The 16424-nt window shown below is 57.3% G+C and carries 15 protein-coding genes; 4 read left to right on the top strand and 11 right to left on the bottom strand.

Going from position 1 to position 16424, the window contains the following annotated elements:
- The first annotated feature begins 121 nt into the window (after positions 1-121).
- From poxB to IB212_RS07540, 4 genes are all read left to right on the top strand, one after another.
- Positions 122-1840 carry a ubiquinone-dependent pyruvate dehydrogenase gene (gene poxB / locus IB212_RS07555; protein WP_041910648.1) on the top strand — a complete coding sequence of 573 codons (1719 nt, stop codon included), beginning with the start codon at positions 122-124 and terminating at the stop codon, positions 1838-1840.
- A gap of 38 nt (positions 1841-1878) precedes the next feature.
- Entirely contained in the window at positions 1879-2880 is a 1002-nt protein-coding gene (gene ltaE / locus IB212_RS07550) for a low-specificity L-threonine aldolase (RefSeq protein ID WP_041910649.1), read from the top strand.
- A gap of 10 nt (positions 2881-2890) precedes the next feature.
- Positions 2891-4327 carry an SDR family oxidoreductase gene (locus IB212_RS07545; RefSeq protein WP_041910650.1) on the top strand — a complete coding sequence of 479 codons (1437 nt, stop codon included), beginning with the start codon at positions 2891-2893 and terminating at the stop codon, positions 4325-4327.
- A gap of 91 nt (positions 4328-4418) precedes the next feature.
- Entirely contained in the window at positions 4419-5432 is a 1014-nt protein-coding gene (locus tag IB212_RS07540) for an NAD(P)-dependent oxidoreductase (RefSeq protein ID WP_051486215.1), read from the top strand.
- Between the two features lie 144 nt (positions 5433-5576).
- Here the strand turns inward: IB212_RS07540 and IB212_RS07535 are convergent, their stop codons facing one another.
- The 11 genes from IB212_RS07535 to gspG form a co-directional block, all read right to left on the bottom strand.
- The gene (locus IB212_RS07535) at positions 5577-7409 is read right to left on the bottom strand and encodes a chitinase (RefSeq protein WP_041910652.1); all 1833 of its coding nucleotides are present in this window, start codon (positions 7407-7409) and stop codon (positions 5577-5579) included.
- A 131-nt stretch (positions 7410-7540) separates the two neighbouring features.
- Positions 7541-7981 (bottom strand): type III secretion system invasion protein IagB, encoded by a 441-nt coding sequence (gene iagB / locus IB212_RS07530; RefSeq protein ID WP_041910653.1) that lies wholly within the window; start codon positions 7979-7981, stop codon positions 7541-7543.
- Between the two features lie 107 nt (positions 7982-8088).
- Positions 8089-10800 carry a glycosyl hydrolase family 18 protein gene (locus tag IB212_RS07525; RefSeq protein ID WP_041910654.1) on the bottom strand — a complete coding sequence of 904 codons (2712 nt, stop codon included), beginning with the start codon at positions 10798-10800 and terminating at the stop codon, positions 8089-8091.
- Between the two features lie 253 nt (positions 10801-11053).
- A complete protein-coding gene (locus IB212_RS07520) occupies positions 11054-11851 on the bottom strand; it encodes an A24 family peptidase (protein ID WP_041910656.1) in 798 nt (265 codons plus the stop codon).
- Entirely contained in the window at positions 11848-12333 is a 486-nt protein-coding gene (gene gspM, locus IB212_RS07515; protein ID WP_041910657.1) for a type II secretion system protein GspM, read from the bottom strand. The genes IB212_RS07520 and gspM overlap by 4 nt, the downstream gene beginning before the upstream one ends.
- On the bottom strand, positions 12330-13463 hold the full coding sequence (gene gspL, locus IB212_RS07510) for a type II secretion system protein GspL (protein ID WP_041910658.1): 1134 nt from the start codon (positions 13461-13463) through the stop codon (positions 12330-12332). Before gspL ends, gspM begins: the two co-directional genes overlap by 4 nt.
- A 15-nt stretch (positions 13464-13478) precedes the next feature.
- The gene (gene gspK / locus IB212_RS07505; protein ID WP_041910659.1) at positions 13479-14489 is read right to left on the bottom strand and encodes a type II secretion system minor pseudopilin GspK; all 1011 of its coding nucleotides are present in this window, start codon (positions 14487-14489) and stop codon (positions 13479-13481) included.
- Positions 14486-15121: a type II secretion system minor pseudopilin GspJ gene (gene gspJ, locus IB212_RS07500; RefSeq protein ID WP_041910660.1), complete on the bottom strand. Its 636-nt coding sequence runs from the start codon at positions 15119-15121 to the stop codon at positions 14486-14488. The genes gspK and gspJ overlap by 4 nt, the downstream gene beginning before the upstream one ends.
- Entirely contained in the window at positions 15118-15495 is a 378-nt protein-coding gene (gene gspI, locus IB212_RS07495; protein ID WP_041910661.1) for a type II secretion system minor pseudopilin GspI, read from the bottom strand. Before gspI ends, gspJ begins: the two co-directional genes overlap by 4 nt.
- A complete protein-coding gene (gene gspH, locus IB212_RS07490; protein ID WP_028012526.1) occupies positions 15488-15973 on the bottom strand; it encodes a type II secretion system minor pseudopilin GspH in 486 nt (161 codons plus the stop codon). The genes gspI and gspH overlap by 8 nt, the downstream gene beginning before the upstream one ends.
- Entirely contained in the window at positions 15973-16422 is a 450-nt protein-coding gene (gspG, locus tag IB212_RS07485; protein WP_028012525.1) for a type II secretion system major pseudopilin GspG, read from the bottom strand. The genes gspH and gspG overlap by 1 nt, the downstream gene beginning before the upstream one ends.
- Positions 16423-16424: the final 2 nt, after the last annotated feature.

The raw sequence follows: 16424 nt of genomic DNA, 5'->3' as shown, positions 1-16424 counted from the left end.
CACCAGATTATGCCGAAGCGTGGCGCGTGAAAAGCACCTTTTAAATGGGGGGATTTGACGGGCAATACAGTGACTTTCTTCTAAGCTTGTAAGCGATATCACAAAAAGGAGACGGACAACCATGAAACAAACCGTGGCTGCATATATAGCGAAAACGCTCGAACAGGCTGGCGTAAAACGTATCTGGGGCGTGACCGGCGATTCCCTGAACGGGCTCAGCGACAGCCTGAACAAGATGAAAACCATCGAATGGATGCCGACCCGTCATGAGGAGGTCGCTGCCTTCGCCGCCGGTGCCGAAGCGCAGCTCACAGGAGAACTGGCCGTGTGTGCAGGCTCGTGCGGGCCTGGCAACCTGCATCTGATCAACGGCCTGTTCGACTGCCATCGTAACCACGTGCCGGTGCTGGCGATTGCCGCCCATATCCCCTCTTCCGAAATCGGCAGCGGCTATTTTCAGGAGACGCATCCGCAGGAGCTGTTCCGTGAATGCAGCCACTACTGTGAGCTGGTTTCATCCCCGGAGCAGATCCCGCAGGTGCTGGCGATCGCCATGCGCAAAGCCGTACTAAACCGTGGCGTTTCCGTGGTCGTTATCCCGGGAGACGTGGCGCTTAAGGCTGCACCTGAAGGGGCCAGCACCCACTGGTATCACGCCCCGCAGCCGGTGGTAACGCCAGCCGAAGAGGAGCTGAAAAAGCTGGCGCAGCTGCTGCGCTACTCCAGCAATATCGCCCTGATGTGCGGCAGCGGCTGTGCGGGCGCACATAAAGAGCTGCTGGAATTTGCCGGTAAGCTCAAAGCGCCCATCGTCCACGCCCTGCGCGGCAAAGAGCACGTCGAATACGATAACCCGTACGATGTGGGCATGACCGGGCTGATCGGTTTTTCTTCCGGCTTCCACACCATGATGAACGCCGACACGCTGATCCTGCTCGGCACCCAGTTCCCGTACCGCGCGTTCTATCCGACGGATGCCAAAATCATTCAGATTGATATCAACCCGGCCAGCATCGGCGCGCACAGCAAGGTCGATATGGCGCTGGTGGGCGACATCAAATCCACCCTTGCCGCCCTGCTGCCGCTGCTGGAAGAGAAAACCGACCGCAAATTCCTCGATAAAGCGTTGAGCGACTACCGCGACGCGCGCAAGGGGCTGGACGACCTCGCCAAACCGAGCGACAAAGCCATTCATCCGCAGTATCTGGCGCAGCAGATCAGCCATTTTGCGGACGACGACGCCATTTTTACCTGCGACGTCGGCACGCCCACCGTCTGGGCGGCGCGCTACCTGAAGATGAACGGCAAACGTCGCCTGCTCGGCTCGTTCAACCACGGCTCAATGGCCAACGCCATGCCGCAGGCGCTGGGGGCAAAAGCGACGGCACCGGAGCGTCAGGTCGTGGCGATGTGCGGCGACGGCGGGTTCAGCATGCTGATGGGGGATTTCCTGTCGGTGGTGCAGATGAAGCTTCCGCTGAAAATCGTGGTCTTTAACAATAGCGTGCTGGGCTTCGTGGCGATGGAGATGAAGGCAGGAGGCTATCTCACGGATGGCACCGAACTGCACGACACCAACTTTGCCCGCATCGCCGAAGCGTGCGGCATCACCGGTATTCGCGTGGAGAAAGCCTCAGAGGTGGATGAAGCCCTGCAGCGCGCCTTCTCCATCGACGGTCCGGTACTGGTTGACGTCGTCGTCGCCAAAGAAGAGCTGGCGATCCCGCCGCAGATCAAGCTGGAACAGGCCAAAGGTTTTAGCCTCTACATGCTGCGCGCCATCATCAGCGGGCGCGGTGACGAAGTGATCGAACTGGCAAAAACCAACTGGCTCAGGTAAAACGTTTCGCATGACCTCTTAAAATAAAGGGATGTGAAATGATTGATTTGCGTAGTGATACCGTTACCCGCCCGAGCCGCGCCATGCTCGAAGAGATGATGGCCGCCCCGGTCGGGGACGACGTCTACGGCGATGACCCGACGGTCAACGAACTGCAGCGCTATGCGGCAGAGCTGAGCGGCAAGGAGGCCGCGCTGTTCCTGCCGACCGGCACGCAGGCTAACCTGGTGGCGCTGCTCAGCCACTGCGAGCGCGGCGAAGAGTATATCGTCGGCCAGGGTGCGCATAACTACCTGTACGAAGCTGGCGGTGCGGCGGTGCTTGGCAGCATCCAGCCGCAGCCGATTGACGCCGCGCCGGACGGCTCCCTGCCGCTGGATAAAGTCGCGGCAAAAATCAAAGCTGACGATATTCACTTCGCCCGCACCCGGCTGCTCAGCCTCGAAAACACCCACAACGGTAAAGTGCTGCCGCGCGAATACCTGAAAGCAGCGTGGGAATTCACTCGCGAGCGCAGGCTCGGCCTGCACGTCGATGGCGCGCGTATCTTTAACGCCGTGGTGGAGTACGGCTGCGAGCTGAAGGACATCACCCAATATTGCGACTCGTTCACCATTTGCCTCTCGAAAGGGCTGGGCACGCCGGTGGGTTCGCTGCTGGTCGGCAGCACAGACTACATCAAGCGCGCCAACCGCTGGCGTAAAATGACCGGCGGCGGCATGCGTCAGGCGGGCATTCTGGCGGCTGCCGGACTGTACGCATTAAAAAATAACGTGGCGCGCCTCAAGGACGATCATGACAACGCCGCGTGGATGGCAACGCAGCTGCGCGAGATCGGCGCGGACGTGATGCGTCACGACACCAACATGCTTTTTGTGCGCGTGGGCGACGAGCACGCCCCTGCGCTGGGTGAATTTATGAAAGCGCGTGGCGTGCTGATCAACGCCTCCCCGGTCGTGCGCCTGGTGATGCATCTCGACGTGAGCCGCGAACAGCTGGCCGACGTGGTAAAACACTGGCAGGCGTTTTTACAGCGTTAAGGAGCATCACGTGCCGCAACGTATTCTGGTGCTTGGCGCCAGCGGATATATCGGTCAGCACCTCACGACTGCATTAAGCCAGCAGGGGCATCAGGTGCAGGCAGCGGCACGCAATACCGAGCGCCTGCAAAAGCTTGGTTTGCCTGGCGTGACCTGTCACAACGTCGATCTCAACTGGCCGAAGGAATTCCCCGCGCTGCTGGAAGGGGTCGACACGCTTTACTACCTGGTCCACAGCATGGGCGAAGGCGGGGATTTTATCGCCCACGAGCGTCAGGTGGCGATGAACGTCCGCGATGCCCTGCTGCAAACGCCGGTGAAGCAGGTGATTTTTTTAAGCTCGCTCCAGGCACCCGAACACGAGCAGTCCGACCATCTGCGCGCCCGCCAGCTGACGGCAGACACGCTGCGCGGGGCGAATATTCCCGTCACCGAACTGCGCGCCGGGATCATCGTCGGCGCGGGTTCCGCCGCCTTCGAAGTAATGCGCGATATGGTCTACAACCTGCCGGTGCTGACCCCGCCGCGCTGGGTGCGCTCGCGCACCACGCCGATTGCGCTGGAGAATTTGCTCCACTATCTGGTGGCCCTGCTGGATCACCCGGCAGAGCAACACCGCGTGCTGGAGGCGGCAGGCCCTGAAGTGCTGAGCTATCAGGAGCAGTTCGAACATTTCATGCGCGTCAGCGGACGCCGCCGCTGGCTGATCCCCATCCCCTTCCCGACCCGCTGGATTTCAGTGTGGTTTTTGAATGTGATCACCTCGGTTCCCCCGACGACTGCCAAAGCACTGATCCAGGGGCTAAAACACGATTTGCTGGCGGACGATCGCGCGCTGCGCGCATTGATCCCCCAGGCGTTGATCCGCTTTGACGACGCGGTGCGCCATACGCTGAAAGAAGAAGAGAAGCTGGTGAACTCCAGCGACTGGGGCTACGACGCGCAGGCCTTTGCCCGCTGGCGCCCCGAGTACGGCTATTACCCGAAGCAGGCGGGCTGCACGGTAAAAACCTCTGCCAGCCTTCACGCGCTGTGGGAGGTGGTGAACCAGATCGGCGGCAAAGAGCGCTATTTCTTCGGCAATATCCTCTGGCAGACGCGCGGTGCGATGGATCTGCTGGTGGGCCACCGGCTGGCGAAAGGCCGCCCGGCGCATCCGTATCTTGCGCCAGGCGATGCGGTCGACAGCTGGAAGGTGATCGTCGTCGAGCCGGAAAAACAGCTGGCGCTACTGTTCGGCATGAAGGCGCCGGGGCTGGGGCGGCTCTGCTTTACGCTCAAGGACAAAGGCGATCATCGGGAACTGGACGTTCGCGCCTGGTGGCACCCACACGGGATGCCGGGTCTGTTCTACTGGCTGTTTATGATCCCCGCCCATCTGTTTATCTTCCGGGGAATGGCAAAACGCATTGCGCAACTGGCAGAACAAAAGACGAAAATAAGTTAATAAAACCCTCTTTCTTTCACCTTTCCCATTGCAACACATCGTAATTCACGAAAGAATGCGCACGAAATTCTTTTCAACACAGTGGATTGATATGAAGGTACTGGTTACCGGGGCGACCAGCGGCTTAGGCCGAAATGCGGTCGAATTTCTGCGCAACAAGGGCATCAGCGTCAGGGCCACCGGTCGCAACGAAGCGATGGGGAAACTGCTGCAAAAAATGGGCGCGGAGTTCGTCCATGCCGACCTGACGGAGCTGGTCTCCTCGCAGGCGAAGGTGATGCTCGCCGGTATCGACACGCTGTGGCACTGCTCCAGTTTTACCTCCCCGTGGGGAACCCAGGAAGCCTTCGATCTCGCCAACGTGCGCGCCACGCGTCGTCTGGGCGAATGGGCCGTAGCCTGGGGCGTGCGTAACTTTATCCATATCTCGTCACCGTCACTCTATTTCGACTACCACCACCATCGTGACGTGCAGGAAGATTTCCGCCCTGCTCGCTTTGCCTGCGAGTTTGCCCGCAGCAAGGCGGCCAGCGAAGAGGTCATCGACCTGCTGGCGCAGTCAAACCCGCATACCCGTTTTACCGTCCTGCGCCCGCAGAGCCTCTTCGGACCGCACGACAAAGTGTTTATTCCGCGTCTGGCGCAGATGATGCACCACTACGGCAGCGTGCTGCTGCCGCGCGGCGGCGATGCGCTGGTGGACATGACCTATTACGAAAATGCCGTCCACGCCATGTGGCTGGCAAGCCAGCCGGACTGCGATAAGCTTATCTCCGGTCGCGCCTATAACATCACCAACGGTGAACCGTGCACGTTGCGCAGCGTTGTGCAGCGGCTGATTGATGAACTGCAGATCGACTGCCGTATCCGTTCCGTGCCCTACCCGATGCTGGACATGATCGCCCGCAGCATGGAGCGTTTTGGCAGTAAATCCGCCAAAGAGCCCGCGCTGACGCACTACGGCGTATCGAAGCTTAACTTTGATTTTACGCTGGATATCACGCGCGCGGAGACTGAGCTGGGGTATAAGCCGATTGTGACGCTGGATGAAGGCATTGTGCGCACGGCGGCGTGGTTACGGGATCACGGGAAGTTGCACCGGTAAGCCTCCAGCCTCATGTAGGCCGGGTAAGCGCAGCGCCACCCGGCAAAAGACAGAGTGTGCGGCCTGATGCCCTCACCCCGACCCTCTCCCACGGGGAGAGGGTGCAGACACTAAAACGGCAACCCGAGGGTTGCCGTTTGCTGTTTATAATGCCGTCCAGGCATCAGCCCATGCCAGACCTGCGCCTGGTTCATAGTATGCCGGGGAGTTGTTACACCAGCCGCTGTACGGGAACGGTTTGCACTGGAACAGTTTACCGTGGTTGTTCACGATATCACCTGCGTTGTACTTGCTGTTCGCGCTCCACGCCTGGTAAGCACCTTCGTCACCTGATGGCGTTGCCGCTTTCGCTTTCACGTTCAGCAGGTAAGTGGTGGTATTGGTCAGCTCGCCATCGCTGACGGTCAGGCTGATTTCAATCTGCTGCGCCGTTGCGGACTCAGGCGCCTTGAAGGTCACCACCGCTTTGTCTTCACCGGTCACGGTCTGACCATCCTGAGAACGCCAGGTGTAGGTCAGCTTGTTGCCGTCCGCGTCGGTAGAGCCTTCCGCGCTCAGGGACACCTGCGCGCCCGCTTCAACGGCACCGATTGGACCCGCAATCTGCGCAACCGGCGCGTGGTTCACCGCAACAGGTTCAGCCGGGGTTTCATCCGGCGTTGGCGCTGGAGCTGGTGCCGGCGTTTCATCTTCTGAAGGCGTTGGCGTTGGCGCTGGCGTTACCGGGGTTTCGTCCGGCGTTACGGCAGAGCCGTCATCGTTCACGATATTGACGTTATAGAACTTCTGCACGCACTTGGTATAGTCGCCGTCTTTGAACGCGCTGAACGGCGTCTGGTAGCCCACCAGCTGGCACGAGTAGGTCTTACCGTCTGGCGTATCCGCGCTCCATCCCCAGTCCTGCTCCCAGTAGATCTTCAGGGCGCCGGCACCGTATTCGTCGAACTGCTTCATGTTGGCGCAGCCCAGCACTTCATTGGCCGGAACAGGCACTTTCAGGTAGTTCGCGAACTCTTTGTAGTACTTGATACGGTTCTGAGACTGAGCAATTTCAGTCGGGCCGCCGCACTCTACGCCGCCGTTGATGATCTGGGTGGTCACGCCGAAGCCCGGTACCAGACCGTTGGCTTTATCATGATCGTTCGGCTGCCACGTGCCGTCGATAACCTGCAGCATGCTTGGTTTTGGCGGCTGCGGGTAGGCGAAGAAGAAGATCGCGCTCGCCAGGTTCAGCCAGGTATCCGCCACCAGCTCAGGTTTATCCAGCAGGGTACGCACGTCGCCGTACATTGCTTCGGAGAACGGACCGTAGTTGTAGTTGTAGGACAGCTGCTTCGCGCCGCGACCGAAGTAGCTCAGGAAGTCGCCGTCTTTATCCTTACCGCACGGCCAGGTCTGGCCCTGCCATACTTTCGGGTCACATTCGCCGTTATAGCCGCCCTTCTGCCCTTCGCTCCAGCCCATTTCACGCACGTGGACCAGCGCCTGACGCCACTCGGCTTCCGGACGCCAGCTTTCGTGACCGCCGGTTTCCTGGGCAAAGTGGGCAAACATGGTGGCCAGCTCTTTGCGGCAGATCGCATCGCTGTCGCGACCGTCGTTATAGGTCTTACACAGCGCCGGGAATTTACCTACGGCTTTCAGGAAGTTGCTGTAGGTATAGGCCTGAGCGCGCAGCGGGAAGAGATAATCCCAGTCGCTGGCCTTCACGATCCCTTCCACGCGCTTAACGTTGTCCGGGTTCGCCGCACGGCCTGGCTCAATCATTTCGACCTGCGCGTTATCAAGGGTCTGAATCGTCTCTTTAACGGAGGTCATCAGCGGGAAGTTAGTGAGCTCCTGCTCTTTCTTCGCCAGATCGCTGGCTTTCATGGTGTACGGCTCGCCGGTGGTCGCCTGCAAAGAGGCAGCCTGCGCCATAAAAGGTGCTACGCATGCGCCGGCAACGAGTACACTCAGTAACGTCCTTTTATTCATTTCAGTATTCCTGTTAATTAAAGTTAAAGTTAAATCCCGGCTTATGTATTAATCCATTAATAAATAAACCATAGACAGCTGTTTTCACTTTTCGAAGAACACCCTGAGGAACTCTTCAAAAATAAAAAACTTTAATAGCGTGCAGCTAATTTCAACTGCTGATATTTCGCCCAAACTTTATGGGCATATTTCATCCGCTGCGGATAGTTCTCTTTTTTCAATCCGGCGTTATAGGCACCTACCGCTTCCCAGTTATATCCGTACACCTTAATCATCCCGGACAAGATGGAAGCGCCGACCATAATGGAGGTGCAGGGCTCGGTCATCAGCCGGTATTCGTCAATTCCTTGCCTTTCCAGCGCAGTAAAGTGAGTGCTATTAATTTGCATTAGCCCGACATCACGCGTGCCGTCATGATTTTGCCCAACCGCATACGGATTCATACCGGATTCAACGTTGGCTATGGCATACAATAAATAAGGATCGACATGATAATAATGTGCGGCTCTGTCCCAACAGTTTGCCAGTGCGCTTTGGCTTATTATCAATAACAACAACATTAACTTTTTCATTTTCACCTGCTGTAAGCGTCGGTTATTTCTCCTTAGCAACATCCTGTAAAATGAATTTTGAATCACTCACCACCCCGTCGGGGATGGTGAGTGTTTACCGGACCAGATTATTTGCAGTCGGTTGATGGACCTTCTTTCACCCAGACATCGCTGTTAGCCGGGTTATCACCACGTGTCCACCATTTGGCACGGTATACGTTGCCCTGGTAGGTGGTGGTTTCGCCGCCGTTATAAACGAGGTCAGAACGCCAGTTCATCTTCACGTTGCTGACCAGCTCCCACGCATCCACACCGAAGCCAGGCTGGTTGCCCTGGGTCCAGTACTTCGCTTTCCACACCAGATGATCGAAGCTTACGGTATCGCCATTGTTGTAGATTTTGCTGGCATCCCACGCGGCATATTTGCTGGCGTTAGCATCGACAGGCGCGTCGCAGCTACCGGTTGCAGTGCCTTCCTCGGATGGCGGAGTCACGTCATCAGCCGGAGGGGTAACCTCGTCAGAAGGTGGGGTAACCTCATCAGCCGGTGGCGTAACGTCAGCCGGTTTCGGATTCACTGTCACCTGTACGTTAGACTGCACGCTGGTTTTACCGTCGCCTACCACTACGCTCAGGGTGTAGGTAGAGGTTGCGGTCACTTCTGGCGCAGTGATGGTCACGTTCGCGGTATCAGTACCGGTCGCGTGCATATCCGCCGGAACGCTCCAGGCGTAAGTCAGAGCATCACCGTCTGGATCGGCAGCCTGCGCGTGCAGAGCGTAGGTTTCACCGGCCTGCAGCGTCACCGCTTCCATGGCGTTCACCACGGGTGCCTGGTTCGCTTTCGGCGCTTTGTTCACAACCTGCACGTCAATCGCGTTGCTAAGCCCTTTTGCATCCGTTACCGTCAGGCGGAACGCCATGGTCTGGTCGCTGGTCGCTGCCGCAACGTTGAAGGTTGCTTTCGCTTTGGTGCTGTTGGTGAGGGCCACCGATGGACCAGAGATCTGGGTCCATTTGTAGGTGATCGCATCGCCGTCTGGATCGCTGGAAGCAGAGCCATCAAGCGTGACGGTTGCCGGGCCAGAGACGTTCTGATCGGCAGATGACGCGATTGGCGCGTGGTTAGTGACCACCGGTTCAACCGGAGTCGAGCCGCCCAGCAGGCTTTCGTTCATCGCATTCAGAATGTCGCCGTTGTCAGAGTCAATAGACCAGGAGAACAGACCGCCCAGGTGGTTGGCCAGAACGTATTTGCCTTTTGCCGCAGCGGAGCGCGCATCCTCGTAAGAGATCAGGTCGCCGGTTGACTTGTTGAAGACGTAAGGCGCTTCTGCGTCAGCGTCATAACCGTATTCCCAGCCTGGCTTGCCTTTGTACTCGTTCACAATTTGACGGTAATCCACCACGCCCGGTTCCCAGGTACCTTTCACCGGACCCGTTGCGGTACCGGTGAACGGATTGTTGCCCGTCTGGCCGTGTACGCCGGTCCAGCCGCGACCGTACATGCCCGCACCCACCACAATTTTGCCAGGCTGTACGCCCTGCTGCAGCAGCGCGTTCACGCCGTTTTCGGTGGTGTAGTCCGTGTCAGGACGCCATGCCGGCGCGTGCAGCGCCGCCTGATGGCCCAGAACCGTGTTGCTCCACGCGCCGTAGAAGTCGTAGCTCATCAGGAAGATATGATCGAGATACTGCTGTGCCGTGGTGTAGTCCACATCTTCAATCTTATCTTTACCGGAACCAATCGCCGTGGTCAGTTCGTAGGTACGGCCGGTTTGTGCAGAAAGCTCATCCATCATTGCGCGCAGGTCGTGCATCAGCGCAGTGTAGGTTGCCTTATCCTGCTGCGGGTTACCCAATGCTGCGTTCTCACCGCCGCCGCCCGGGAATTCCCAGTCGATATCCACGCCGTCAAAGAACTTCCAGGTCTGCAGGAACTCTTTCACGGAGGAGACGAAGCGTGCGCGAATGGCCGGATCGTTCATCTGATAGAACGGGTCTGACAGGGTCCAGCCGCCGATAGACGGCAGTACCTTCAGGCCCGGGTGGGCTTTTTTCAGCGCCATCAGTTGACCAAAGTTACCTTTGTACGGGTCATCCCATCCGGAGACACCGGCCTGCGGTTTTTGCAGAGCAGCCCAGGGGTCGTGGATAGCCACAGTGTAGTCCTGACGGCCGTTACAGGCGCGTTTCAGGGCTTCAAAGCTGTTGCCGCCCTCAATGGATTTCAGGCTGTCGTTGATACCGTCGCCGCCGCAGATGGGAATGAAGCCGTACAGAATGTGGTTCAGGTTAGCCGCAGGGATTTTATCCACCGGGAAGTTGCGGCCATACACGCCCCACTCAGGGAAGTAGGCGCCGACCACTTTATCGGTATGCTGCGCGAAGGTTTTGTTGTTTTCCTGCATCGGCGCGTTCAGCGGCAGCAGGTGGCTACCGTCGGTGTCCGCAACGATAATCAGCTTGCTGGCGCTTTTGGTGCAGCCGCTGGCATTACAGAGTTCCACTTGCTCCTGGTAGCGTCCGCCTTTTTTCACTTTGAAGGTCGCAGAGCCAGATGCGCTGCCCGCGCCGGACCAGACGGTCTGGCCGTCCAGCAAGACTTTGGCAGAGGTTGGCGCGTCGCCGCTCCAGACGTTCCACTCAACCTTCACATCCACACCGTCAGGGTGAACTTTAACGAGGCTGTTATAGTCCTGTGCCGCCTGATCGACTTCTACAAGCGCAAATTTATCATTGCCGCTGCTAATAGACGGAGTGCCTGGCGCCGCTGCAAATGCAGAGCTGGTAGCCGCTGCAATAAAGAGCGCCAGATATTTAGGCTTCATAAATTTCATTTTTATTTCCTGATAAATTTATTCGTAACGTTAATAAACCATGCCTTCCTTGAGAACATGGATTTGTTTTGCATAATGCGTATTAAACCAACCTGACAACCGTGAAAAAAAGTTTTGCTGCGTTGTATTCCTCCATAAAAAGATACAAGCCCAAATTCCGTGTAGCTTATATCTTTTACGATACACTGAGCGCAAAGAGACATCCTTCTCTTCCACCGTCAAAAAAACTTATAAAAAAACTTGACCTGTATATTTAAAATATGAAAGCAAACTGCTGTCCAATAAACACGACTATTCCAGCAAATGACAGATAGGGTCCGAAAGAAATAGTGAGGTTATTTTTATTTAAATTATTTAACGCGAAATAGCCCGCGATACCGCTCAACGCTGCGGCAAGTTCAATTGAAGGCAGCGCCTGCCAGCCGCACCAGGCGCCTAAGGCCGCCAGCAGCTTAAAATCGCCGTAGCCCAGCCCTTCCCGCCCGGTCAGCAGGCGAAAGGCCCAGTAGAGCAGCCAGAGCGACAGATAGCCCGCTACCGCACCGAACAGCGCGTCCTGCAACGGCAATCTGTGGTCAAATGCATGGAGTAAGAGACCTGCCCACAACAGCGGTTGGGTCAGGCAGTCCGGGAGAAGCTGATGCTGCCAGTCGATCATCGCCAGAGGCAGTAAAAACAGCGCGAATAACCACAGCGAAAACAACCCCTGAACGTCCGGCATGCACCAGGCCGTAACGCCAAAAAACAGCGCCGAGAAAAATTCGATCAAAAATAACCGCAGCGGGATGGTCGTGCCGCACTGGTGGCAGCGTCCCCGTAATAACAGCCAGCTGACCAGGGGGATATTTTCCCATGCAGCAAGCGTGTGCTGGCACACCGGACAGTGCGAGGCAGGAAAGAGCAGATTGCCGCTTCCCTCTTCATCCATCACGATCCCCGGCAGGCGCTCGGCAACAACGCCAAGAAAACTGCCCATAATCCCGCCCAGGATCGCACTCATTATCGGAAAACTAACCGGGCAGGCCTCCCGGATCAGCGAGAAGGTATTCATGCGTTTTTTGCCCAGGTGAGCTGCACCTGCGCTTTTACATCGCTGAGATGGTCAACCGGCGTGAGGTTTATTTTTTGCAATCTGACGCCGGAGGTTTGATTAATTTCGCGCAGCCAGTTTTTTAATTCATAAACATTTACCCGATTAACCACAAACGATAAAGTTTGTCCCTCCTGGCGCACGTCCGCCAGCGACAGGTTAATTTCATGGGCGCTTTTCTCGACCACCGTGCGTGGATTATCCGTTTTGACTAACTGAACCTGAAGATGATTTTTATCAATTTCATTACGCATCCAGTTAAGCGTCTCTTTTTGTCTTTTAAGCGTCGATTTACTATTTTGAATCATATTATCCAAAGGGATGACTCCTGCGTAATACACCGCGGCCCCAAGCAGGGCAACGATGCAGAGTTTTAAAATAACTTTCTCCCGGGCGCTGTAGTTCTGGTAGCGTGTTTTCAGCTGCGCGATTCGCTCTTTCATTTATGTTTCCCTGCGATCATGGCGGTATAGGGTTCGGTGGTTGAAACAGGCTGTAAGGTAAAATCGAAATTCTCACGGGTCTGATTAACAAACGCCTGCAACGCGGGCTGGTTTTGCGCGCTGACGCTCAGCGTCAGCGTGTTTTGCTGCGCATCGTATTCCAGCAGATCGATTTCCATCGCAGGCACTGACTGCCGGGCGGCCGCCAGCTCGTCCAGCTGAAGGAAGATCCCCTTACTCTGTTTTTTGACGTTCTGACCAAAGTGATATTTGATATTGGTCTGGTGACGCATGCTGGGGAAATGGTGCTTATACACCTGGAGGATCTCCTCCTGTATCTGGTTTTCCTGCTGCACCAGCATCCAGGCCATTGCAATGCGCGGCCCCAGCAGCAGGCCAACGGACAGCAGGCCCGCAATCGCTACTGCGGCTTTCATGCTTTTCGCGACGCGCCCGTTACCGGCCTTAAGGCTGAATTCACCGTGAAGCAGATTCACGCGACAGGCCTGCCACTGCGTCTGGATCAGCACCAGCGGATGCTGCCAGGGCTGGGCAATGTCGACGTCCACACCAGCAGGCGCTTCGCCGTAACAGCACACCTCCCCCTCTCCGGCCTTCTGCATCAGAAGCGGCAGCAGGCTCGCTTCCATTTCGCTGGCAACATGCGGTGATAAACGTAGCCAGTAGCCGTCGTCCTGAGCGACAAGAGTACTTCCGCCAGCCGTCACCGGCAGCAGCCAGGCATCCGGCAGCACCTGGATCACTTTTAACCCCGCCTCCTGACAGCGGTTTAACCACACGCGCAGCAGTTCGGCATCAATCGCCACCGCATCGACTTCGGCACCCTTTTTGTGAAGCACCGTCCAGTGAAGATTATCCACCTCGCCAATCAGCGTCTCCTCGGCCATCCACGAGAATGCCGTCGCCTGAGAGGCGACTTTCTTCGGCAGCGTAAAATGGCGGAAGATCATGCTGCTGGCGGGCAGCAGCAGACAAACACGGGCCGCCAGTGGATGGTCCGCCAGCGCGTCCAGGCTCTCCAGCGTCTCAACCTGCTGGCTGCCGGAGACACACCCCATTATTTTCCCGCCCTCGCGGTTATCGGGACGAACAAAAAGTACCTGTTTCATAGCGATCTACTTTTCTTATTCAATCATTCGGTAACGACGTTGCCACGTCACGATCTCACCGGCCTCGTTATTGACCTGAAGCTGGCTAACCACGCGAAGCGTTAATTCATCGGTATTGCCGGTATAGTTCACGCGGAAATACCGGCTGCTGATGGAGAGAAGCTCAGCCACCTGTGGGAGATCGTCTTTCAACTGCGGGAAGGTCTGCTCCAGCGCTTTGCTGAAGGTTTCCATATTTTCCCAGCCGGTTTCTGGACGCGAATCAATCAGGCGAACGGCATCATCTTCCGTTAATTTTCCGGGGAACAGCGCGGCCAGTAAGGCGGCCTGTTCCGGTTTCAGGGTGTTCACATCCACCTTGCTGGCAGAGTCCGGCAGCGCGCAGAGCAGCTTGCTCACCTTCGGGTATGCCGCTACCGGGAACGCGGGCAGCTGTTTGATCTCCGCAATGGTGCGCATCATCTGGTTCGCGGGCTGTCGGGCGGGCAAGACGCCCGCCCAGGCATCGCTCTCTGCACCGTCTTTGGCCGTCGTCGCGTCGCCATCGAGATAGTCCACCAGCTGTTGATACACCTCTTCTGCCGTAGTGTGGCTGATGCCGCTTTCCGTCAGGATCTGTTCGACAATCTGCTCGTTGCGCGGTTTTTCCGGCACGGCGGGCGCGTTTTGCCCCTGTGGTATTTTCTCTGCGGCCAGCAGGTTATTGACGTTAAAGCAGTCCTGCGCGTCTTCCACCTGGCTGACCACCGTGTAATCTTCGCCCCGCGTCTCCAGCGGCTGGTGCCAGTCGCCGTCCAGGTTCAGAGCCTTGTTTTCACCGGTGGCGTCGGTCTGCAGGCGGTCCTTCACCACCTTCTCCTGCGCCTGCATCGCCCAGCGCAACTGCTGCTGGCTGACCTGATAATGGGTTTTCTGCAGATTGCGACAGAACTGCTGGCTAATTTTGGCGGCCAGCGCCGACATCATGACCAGCAGGATCAGCACCACCAGCAGCGCTACCCCTTTCTGTTTACGTAATGCACTCATGATTTTGCTTCCGGTGCCGGCAACGGCGCAGGCGCGGTCTCTGGCGCAGCGGCGGGCGCTTGCGCCGCCGCTTCAGGCATATCGCCCGGGGTCGTAAAGACCCAGCGCCAGGTATCGCCGTTTTCCATGGTCAGCGTCAGCTCCACGCCGTCCGGCAGATGCGCCGGGTCGCTCCAGCTTTTCTGCCAGCCCTGACGGTAAAAACGCCACTGCAGCGATTTCACCTCACTGACAATCGGCACTTCATCGGGCTTCGCGTCCACCGGGCCATCAATCACCGGCCAGACGTCGCGATACAGACGCCCCTCTTCCAGGCGCCAGCGCACACGCTCCAGCTGGATCGTTCCGCTCACGCCATTCAGCATGGTCAGCTCAAGCGCATCATCCACCTGACGAAACAGATCCGGCTCGTTACGCGGGGCGCGCGCCTGCAGCTGGTAGAAATCGCGCTCCATCAGATTCCAGGCCCGCTGCAGCTGATTGAGCTTCGCGGCGCTGGCGTCGGTTGCCGAACTGGTGCGCATTGCGCCGTCCAGAATTTGCCAGGCCAGGGTGCTGATCACCGCGAAAATGGTCAGGGCAATCATGATCTCCAGCAGGGTAAACCCGCGCTGGCGTCGCGTTTTTTTCACTTGCTCTCTCCCGGCGGAACGATTTGCAAAGCGATAACCGGCTGGCTGTCGTCCCCTTCCGCGTAGACGCGAATGGCGTTCGCCCAGCCGTTGTCGGCGGTTTTCACCCGCTGCTTGCGCCAGTTCCAGCTGCGCCCGCCCATGATTTCCGTCCCCTGCGTCTCGGCGTCCGGGAAGTCGGTTTTCGTGAGCTGCGCTTCCGCCAGCTGATTTTCCGCCACCCAGCTGGCCTGCAGCGTGTCGGCCAGGCCGTGAGTGAAACGCACGTTCAGGGAGACCGAATTCATCAGCGCCAGCGCGGCGGTGGAGAAGATCACCAGCGCGACCATCACCTCCAGCAGCGTCATCCCCTTTTGCTTTTTGCCGTTAGCCATCGTTCTCTACCGATACAGGCGCAGCGCCTTGCGACACCACGCGGAAATGGTGCTGTTTGTCATAGCTTTGCAGCGTCAGCGTGAAGCGGCTGATTTCGCCGTCCGGTAAAAAGAGCACCTGCGGATCGGCGCTTACCGTGGCGGCAAGGCGCTGGGGCGAAAGCGAAACGTGCATCTCTTCCGGGAAATCGCCTTTGGTGGTAATACGCCCGGCGGATAACGGCACCCAGTGACGTTCGCCGTTTTTATCCTCGAGCGTCACCAGCTGATAATTATCCGTCGTGATGACCAGCCCGACGATATTTCCGTCCATCACCGCACGGTCTGAACCATAATCAACGAGGGCTTTTAATTGCTGGCCAAATATATCCGCACCGCTGCGTGAAGGTATTGTTGACACCACCATCATGGCGCAGCTGGCAAATATCACCAGCGCCAGAATAATTTCCAGCAACGTAAAGCCGCGTTGTTTATTCATTATTTCTCTTTCTTATCCAGAGACCAGTTCGTAATATCATCGGCGGTATTGGCTTCACCGTCCGGACCGGCGGAGAAGACGTCGACCGCGCCGTGTTCGCCCGGGCTAACCAGAATATAATCTCCGCCCCACGGGTCCTGCGGCAGGCGACGGATATAGCCATCAGCACGGTAGCCGTTCGGGATTGGCGCGATTTCAGGCTTGGTTACCAGCGCCTGTAAACCCTGCTCGGTTGTCGGGTAGCGGTGGTTATCCAGCTTATACATATCCAGCGAACCTTCGAGCGCGACAATATCGCTGGTTGCTTTTTGCGTATCTGCTTTTTCTTTATTGCCCATTAAGTTTGGCACCACCATGCTCGCCAGTACGCCGAGAATAACAATGACCACCATTAATTCGAGCAAGGTGAAACCCGCCTGACGCGCCAGGTTTTTACGTTTTAAAGCCATGA

It is taken from the genome of Enterobacter sp. E12 (genome assembly GCF_014596715.2).
Classification (GTDB): Bacteria; Pseudomonadota; Gammaproteobacteria; order Enterobacterales; family Enterobacteriaceae; genus Enterobacter; species Enterobacter bugandensis.
The sequence above is the reverse complement of the archived record's forward strand: the minus strand, read 5'-3'. Positions and strand labels throughout refer to the sequence as shown.

Bases quoted from the DNA above. Each gene is read 5' to 3' on its own strand.
- poxB (WP_041910648.1), top strand. From the start codon at position 122: ATGAAACAAACCGTGGCTGCATATATAGCGAAAACGCTCGAACAGGCT.
- IB212_RS07525 (WP_041910654.1), bottom strand. From the start codon at position 10,800: ATGAAATTTATGAAGCCTAAATATCTGGCGCTCTTTATTGCAGCGGCT.
- gspH (WP_028012526.1), bottom strand. From the start codon at position 15,973: ATGAATAAACAACGCGGCTTTACGTTGCTGGAAATTATTCTGGCGCTG.
- gspG (WP_028012525.1), bottom strand. From the start codon at position 16,422: ATGGCTTTAAAACGTAAAAACCTGGCGCGTCAGGCGGGTTTCACCTTG.
- ltaE (WP_041910649.1), top strand. From the start codon at position 1,879: ATGATTGATTTGCGTAGTGATACCGTTACCCGCCCGAGCCGCGCCATG.
- gspL (WP_041910658.1), bottom strand. From the start codon at position 13,463: ATGAAACAGGTACTTTTTGTTCGTCCCGATAACCGCGAGGGCGGGAAA.
- IB212_RS07540 (WP_051486215.1), top strand. From the start codon at position 4,419: ATGAAGGTACTGGTTACCGGGGCGACCAGCGGCTTAGGCCGAAATGCG.
- gspI (WP_041910661.1), bottom strand. From the start codon at position 15,495: ATGGCTAACGGCAAAAAGCAAAAGGGGATGACGCTGCTGGAGGTGATG.
- iagB (WP_041910653.1), bottom strand. From the start codon at position 7,981: ATGAAAAAGTTAATGTTGTTGTTATTGATAATAAGCCAAAGCGCACTG.
- IB212_RS07535 (WP_041910652.1), bottom strand. From the start codon at position 7,409: ATGAATAAAAGGACGTTACTGAGTGTACTCGTTGCCGGCGCATGCGTA.
- IB212_RS07520 (WP_041910656.1), bottom strand. From the start codon at position 11,851: ATGAATACCTTCTCGCTGATCCGGGAGGCCTGCCCGGTTAGTTTTCCG.
- gspM (WP_041910657.1), bottom strand. From the start codon at position 12,333: ATGAAAGAGCGAATCGCGCAGCTGAAAACACGCTACCAGAACTACAGC.
- gspK (WP_041910659.1), bottom strand. From the start codon at position 14,489: ATGAGTGCATTACGTAAACAGAAAGGGGTAGCGCTGCTGGTGGTGCTG.